General features: G+C 35.1%; 8 protein-coding genes. 1 reads left to right on the top strand and 7 read right to left on the bottom strand.

Going from position 1 to position 6,126, the window contains the following annotated elements; translation table 11 throughout:
• The 7 genes from IJI93_RS09575 to IJI93_RS09545 form a co-directional block, all read right to left on the bottom strand.
• A partial coding sequence (locus tag IJI93_RS09575; protein WP_292822488.1) for a 50S ribosomal protein L10 occupies window positions 1-955 on the bottom strand: 955 nt, incomplete at its 3' end.
• Window positions 955-1,593, bottom strand: a complete 639-nt coding sequence (locus IJI93_RS09570; RefSeq protein ID WP_292822486.1) for a 50S ribosomal protein L1 — start codon at window positions 1,591-1,593, stop codon at window positions 955-957. The genes IJI93_RS09570 and IJI93_RS09575, both read right to left, overlap by 1 nt.
• Window positions 1,594-1,770: 177 nt before the next feature.
• Window positions 1,771-2,253, bottom strand: a complete 483-nt coding sequence (locus IJI93_RS09565; RefSeq protein ID WP_292822484.1) for a 50S ribosomal protein L11 — start codon at window positions 2,251-2,253, stop codon at window positions 1,771-1,773.
• Entirely contained in the window at window positions 2,253-2,723 is a 471-nt protein-coding gene (locus tag IJI93_RS09560) for a transcription elongation factor Spt5 (protein ID WP_292822482.1), read from the bottom strand. Before IJI93_RS09560 ends, IJI93_RS09565 begins: the two co-directional genes overlap by 1 nt.
• Window positions 2,724-2,991: 268 nt before the next feature.
• Window positions 2,992-3,171: a protein translocase SEC61 complex subunit gamma gene (locus tag IJI93_RS09555; RefSeq protein ID WP_292822480.1), complete on the bottom strand. Its 180-nt coding sequence runs from the start codon at window positions 3,169-3,171 to the stop codon at window positions 2,992-2,994.
• A 132-nt stretch (window positions 3,172-3,303) separates the two neighbouring features.
• On the bottom strand, window positions 3,304-4,440 hold the full coding sequence (gene ftsZ, locus IJI93_RS09550; protein WP_292822478.1) for a cell division protein FtsZ: 1,137 nt from the start codon (window positions 4,438-4,440) through the stop codon (window positions 3,304-3,306).
• 127 nt (window positions 4,441-4,567) lie between these two features.
• Window positions 4,568-5,140 (bottom strand): pyruvate kinase alpha/beta domain-containing protein, encoded by a 573-nt coding sequence (locus tag IJI93_RS09545; protein WP_292822476.1) that lies wholly within the window; start codon window positions 5,138-5,140, stop codon window positions 4,568-4,570.
• An 81-nt stretch (window positions 5,141-5,221) separates the two neighbouring features.
• On the opposite strand from IJI93_RS09545, the gene IJI93_RS09540 reads away from it, so the two are divergent.
• Window positions 5,222-6,082, top strand: coding sequence for a coenzyme F420-0:L-glutamate ligase (locus IJI93_RS09540; RefSeq protein WP_292822474.1), 861 nt, complete (start codon window positions 5,222-5,224; stop codon window positions 6,080-6,082).
• Window positions 6,083-6,126: the final 44 nt, after the last annotated feature.

Raw genomic sequence — 6,126 nt, 5'->3', positions numbered from 1 at the left:
CTTCCTCTTCTTCCTCTTCTTCAACAACTTCTTCCTCAACTACTGGAGCTGCTGCTACAGCAACATTGGAAAGTTTTTCTGCTAATTCATCGTCGATTGCGCCTTCAACATCAGCAATTGCAGATGCAATAGCTAACATTCTAGCATTTACAAGACCGAGAATTGGTTCTGAAGTTTTTGAAGTTAATATAGCTCCTTCTACACCAACGCTGACAGCTCTGGTATGTGCAAGAGACAATATTGCGGAAATAGTTTTTGTTGTAGGTATAGCTGCATTTACAGATAAGTTGAATGCGCCTGAGAACGCTTTTTGTAAATCTGCTAATGTTTGTTCTTCGTCGATTGCAAGTACATCGGAAGTGTAAATAGATCCTTCTTCGTATACTGCTTTTAAATCGATTCCCACTTCCATTGGATTAATATCCAATCTTGATAAAGTAGCTGCTACTTGTTTAGATACTTCTTCACCTGCTGCTACAACAACAGTGTCTTTTTGTACGCAGATTTTACCTTTATCAATTTTTGCAGGAATTCCAACTTGTTGTAATTCACCTAAAAATGGACCTGGTTCGAATCCGGTGTCTCCACTTGGTACAACAATATCTTCAGGTACAATAGTTCCTGGTTTTGCAGGAGCTTGAGTTTTGCTGTCTTCCAATATTTTGTACAATTTGAAAGGATTCATTTCAGTTGCGATAAGTGCAACTTGACCATCCATATGTCCGGATAAATCAACAATGTTGTTTTTATCAGCATTACAATCTTCAAGAGCTAAATCTATGAGATTCTTTTTAGCCATTCTGATAACAGCTTTACCTTTAAGAGATCTTCTCATTTCTTGGAGCTGTTTTGCAGGAATGTTTAACAAATCGACAATACCGATTACATCGTATTGGCCAATAATCCCAGAAAGCTCTTTAACTTCTTCCTTTTTCCATTCAGCAACATGAGCCATTAGATCACCCTCACTACTGGTCCCATAGTTGTTTTTATAAACATGGACTTGATTTGACTTCTTCCTTTTTCTAAATTGCGGTCTAAGACTGTAAGAACAGTTTCAATGTTTTCTGCTATGTCTTCAGGTGCCATATCTTGGCTTCCAACAACAATTTGAATACTTGCTTGTTGTTTTACACCAACTTTGACAGTACTTTGTAATCTTTCTAAAAGAGGATCTAATTTGATACTAGCAGGCACTGGTTTTGGCATTTTTCCACGAGGTCCTAAAACTGGACCTAAGAATCTACCAACGAGTGGCATCATATCAGCTTGAGCTACTAAGAAATCAACAGAGTTAGCCATTTTTTTAGCGGATTTTCTGTCTTTTCCGAACTCTTCTAAATCCTGTTTGTTGACTACAACGTCAAGACCAGCATTTTTAGCTTGAACAATGAGTTCCCCATCAGCTATGACTCCGATTTTAACTTCTTTGCCACGGCCGTTAGGAAGAGTAACTTCCTCATTAAACCTATTTTCTGGCTTTCTGACATCTAAGTCGCGGATATTAATAATAATATCGACAGACTCAGTGAAGTTTCTCGGCTTAGATTGTTCTTGAGCCTCCTTCACCGCGTTTACTACATCTTGTGTCATATTCATCCCCCATGAACATTTGTTCATTGGATATTTTTTGGTTTCATGAGTATCGATTACTAAGAAAAAAATTCTTAAACGATTGCATGAATTAAAAACAGTATATCAATTATAACCGTAATTATAACATCATATACACTGTATTATTAACTTAAATTTAATTTAACCGACAGATATCTATTCTACTAAGATATCGTCGTATACTCCAGCATCTACATCTTTTTGTGCTTCTCTTGGGTCTTTACCGTCAACAGTTAATCCCATACTTACACAGGTTCCCATAACTTCTTTTGTAGCTGCCTTGTAATCGTTAGAAAGTAATGAATCAAATTTCATTCTAGCAATTTTTAAAGCAGTTTCAATTGGTAAGTCGTTGATAATGTCCAAACCTGGTTCGTGAGAAGCTTTTTCGATGCCTAATTCTTCCATGATAAGAGCAGTTGTTGGAGGAGTACCAATTTCAATATCAAATTCTTTGGTATCTCTATCAATGATAACTTTAACAGGCACTTTCATTCCAGCAAAGTCAGCACTTTTTTTATTGATTTCTTCAACTACTTGCATCATGTTAATACCGAAAGGTCCTAAAGCAGGTCCTAATGGTGGTCCCGGAGTAGCAGTTCCACCTTCGATAAGAACTTCGACTGTATCTTTAGCCATCAGTCAGCCTCCTTTTGAATTATTCTAATTTGATCAGCTTTAACAGTAACCGGAATAGGTACTGCTGCTTCTATTAACTCTAGAACGACTTCTTCACGTGATTCATCAATACGAACCACTTTCGCTCTTTCACCTTTGAACGGTCCAGAAATAAGCTCAACAATACTTCCTTTTTGAATAGAGGAAATAATTGGCTCAGGTTTCAAGAATCTTTTTACTTCGTCAAAAGTAATTCCCACAGTACCGTCTACAACACCTCTTAAATGTTGTACTTTTAGGTCGGGGTTTCTGAGATCTATTTTTGTTGAGGATTCAACTAAAATATATCCTTTTAAAGATTCTGGAACAAGAATTGAAGAAATGCCTATGCCATCAATTGTTCTTGCTTTACGTGCCAACAATCTAGCAACATTCCTTTCTTGACCTGCAGAGGTTTTAAGAGCATATATGGAACTATTAGTATCTTCCATGAAAAATTCACCTATTTCATAATTTACTGGTTAAAAATCATACATTAAGTTAAAAGTTATTTGAAGCACCGCAATTGAAAATTGCAGGTTCTTAGGTAATCCACATATGAGTGAAAATTGACTAAGCTATCCCCCAGCTTCCCTAGGTTCTAATAATATCATATAATTGATTATAGTTACAACTTATTAGTCAAAATCTAAATCAAAAAGATACAAAATTATTACAAAATCTTACTATAATTTATTGGATCAAAAATGGTTAATTGTTTTATAAACCAATTAATGAAGCTAGTAAAAAAATAGCAAAACCTATTACACCAACAATAACAACACCAATTGATGTAACTTTAGCAAGCTCGAAGTATTCTTCCTTATCCGGCTTTCTTGATACTTTCAATACTCTTTTACTGTCTTTAATAAATTTATTAAAACTTTCTTGTACATTCATTTTAAATACCCAAATTAAAAAAACTATGAAATCATAGCTTAATGAATTATAATAAAATAATAGTAATAAAATAATTTATATTTTAAACATTAATAAATGTTTGCATTATTGAAAAAAAATAAGAAGAAAAAATTAGAAAATTCCATCAATGAAATCATCTAATTGATCGTTAGCTGATTCGGAATCAACTTTTTCTTCAGCATATTCAATTTCTGGTTCAGTGTTGGAATCGTAATCAGTTTTAATACCTGAAACGACCACAGTGGTTCTAACCACATTTTGAAGGCTTTCATCAATTTGAGTACCCCAAATAATGTTAGCTTCAGGATCCAATTTATCAGCAACAACTTGAACGATTTTCTCAGCTTCATGCAATGTTAAATCAGAACTACCGGATATGTTAACTAAAGCACCGGTAGCATTTGAAATATCAATATCTAATAATGGGCTGCTTAATGCTTCATGTACAGATTCTAAAGCTCTGTCACCAGAATCGGATTCACCCATACCAATCATAGCCATTCCAGAGCCACTCATGATACTTCTAATATCTGCAAAGTCTAAACTTACAAGACCTCTTTTAGTAATCAATTCAGTAATTCCTTTAACTGCCCTTCCAAGAATTTCATCAGAAACCATGAATGCTTTGTTTAAAGGTAAGTTTGGTGCCACTTCTAATAATTTATCATTAGGTATAATAATAACAGTGTCTGCAGATTCTTGAAGTTTTTCTAAACCTTCTTCTGCATTTTCTCTTCTTTTAATTCCTTCAGCAGAAAACGGTAAAGTTGCAACAGCAACAGTTAATGCGCCTAATTTTTTAGATAATTTAGCGATTATTGGAGCTGAACCGGTACCGGTTCCTCCACCAAGACCACATGTGACAAATACCATGTCTGCGCCTAATAATTCATCCCTGATTTCATCTTCACTTTCTTCAGCACATTCTTCACCAACAGATGGATCTCCACCTGCTCCTAATCCTTTTGAAGTTTGTCTACCTAATAAAATCTTTTTACTAGATTGGCTGTAAAATAAATCTTGAGCATCGGTATTTACTGCAATTGTAGTTGCTCCTTCGATACCCATTTCGTTTAATCTTGAAATAGTGTTGTTACCTGCTCCTCCAGCACCAACAACGAAAATTTTAGTTTTAACACCATCCATTATCTTGATAAGCTCATCATCTATGTCAGAAGCGAGTTTGTCTGGTGTTTTCTCTTCCATTCTTTGTTCGGATTCTTTAATTGCATCATCTATAAATTTCACGGACTAACCCCACATACTCTGCTATTATATAATAATATTGTTAAATATTTCTATTGCAACTAATATTTAAATGCAACTACTATTTAAAAAATATGAAAAAGATATTATATATTTCATAATATATAACTTAATCCCTTGGCATTGCAATAATTTCATGAATTTTCATATCGAATAAATTCTTAGCATTGACCGGGGTCAAGATAACTGCGCTGTCAACACCATGTCCTCGTCCGCCAATGGCTATGATCTCTTCACCGGCAGGAATCAAACCTGCGTCGGCTGCCATTATTGAAATTTCGCCGGCAACTTTAATACCATGAGAAAACATTCTAAGAGTATCTGCAACAACATCCAGTGGAGAATATCCTCCGTACTTATTGGTAACTCCTCTTGCAGCGCCGCTGAATGCATGCAATCCAAATAAAGTGACAATACCCTCATCTTCCAGTTTTTTAATCATTTCATCGGATATGTCAGATTCGTTTTCTCCGCTGAATCCGTAATGATGAGTTACATTGATTATTTTTACCTTATCGCCTACTGCATCAGCAAGCTTTAAAGCAGATTCGCCTGTTGCAGAAGCAATGACAATGTGTTTAATGTTTTCGGACAATTCCAATTTATCCTTAACCGCCAAAATCAGTTCATCAGTGTAATTTTCGCCTTCCTTATCAAAATATGTTATAAATTTTCTTGCCATATTCACACCATCTAAAATTATAAATAGATTAATATCAACACTATTACTATATATTAGATAACTCATTTTAAAAAGATTTTTATGGCAAGTGAAGAATTGAAGAATATAAAGCACGTTGTTAATGGCGATTACATAGTAATTCCCATCGAGACAGGATATATCAAACCAAACGAAAATTTAAATTCCATAATCAATCCAGCAAAGGAATTAATGAAGGATGGGGACTATCTGGTAATAGCTGAAACTCCGATTTCAGTTTCTCAAAACAGACTAATTGATGAAGCCGAATATACTCCTTCACTGACTGCCAAATTCCTAACAACAGTTTGGAGCAAATATCTCTGGGGATATGTATTGGGACCTCTTCTCGGCATTAAAAAAAGAACCATTAAAAATCTCAGAAGATTGCCCGAAGAAACCAAAGCTCACAAGGAAGTGGTCCTGCAATTATACGGTTTAAAACATGCTTTAAAACCGGCTTCAGAAGCAGGAATTGATTTAAGTAATGCCCCGGGAACATTCGTTTCACTGCTTCCTGAAAATCCTGAAAAGGTTGCAAAAGAAATAAAATCAGAAATCGGAAAGGACATTTGCGTTCTGATTATAGATACTGATGCGACATATATGAAAAACGGCAAATATTTTACAGGTTTGCCAATAGCTATTGAAGGAATCGAAGCCGACAAGGGATTTTTCGGATATTTGAAAGGACAGCTGTCCGAAAATATGGGATCAACACCTTTGGGCTGCAGTGAAAAAATCAGTGTTGAAGAGGGACTGAAAATAGCAAACATTGCTGAAGATTATCAAAAATCATTATCCACCGAAATGAAAACAATACATAGCGTCAAATCTGTTTTGGGTACTGATATCGATGAAGTTACAGTTGAAGCCCTTGATTCAATAACCCACACCCCTGCAGTAATCATCAGAAAAAAATAATATACCTGTCGATTATCCGAAATAGTTCAAAGCTTATATTGAAT

It is taken from the genome of Methanobrevibacter sp., assembly GCF_017431965.1.
Lineage (GTDB): Archaea > Methanobacteriota > Methanobacteria > Methanobacteriales > Methanobacteriaceae > Methanocatella.
Note: the sequence above shows the minus strand (reverse complement) of the source record. Positions and strands in the feature narration are given on the sequence as shown.

Excerpts from the sequence above, each read along its gene's own strand:
- IJI93_RS09570 (WP_292822486.1), bottom strand. The coding sequence starts at position 1,593 with ATGACACAAGATGTAGTAAACGCGGTGAAGGAGGCTCAAGAACAATCT.
- IJI93_RS09565 (WP_292822484.1), bottom strand. The coding sequence starts at position 2,253 with ATGGCTAAAGATACAGTCGAAGTTCTTATCGAAGGTGGAACTGCTACT.
- IJI93_RS09560 (WP_292822482.1), bottom strand. The coding sequence starts at position 2,723 with ATGGAAGATACTAATAGTTCCATATATGCTCTTAAAACCTCTGCAGGT.
- IJI93_RS09555 (WP_292822480.1), bottom strand. The coding sequence starts at position 3,171 with ATGAATGTACAAGAAAGTTTTAATAAATTTATTAAAGACAGTAAAAGA.
- IJI93_RS09545 (WP_292822476.1), bottom strand. The coding sequence starts at position 5,140 with ATGGCAAGAAAATTTATAACATATTTTGATAAGGAAGGCGAAAATTAC.
- IJI93_RS09540 (WP_292822474.1), top strand. The coding sequence starts at position 5,222 with ATGGCAAGTGAAGAATTGAAGAATATAAAGCACGTTGTTAATGGCGAT.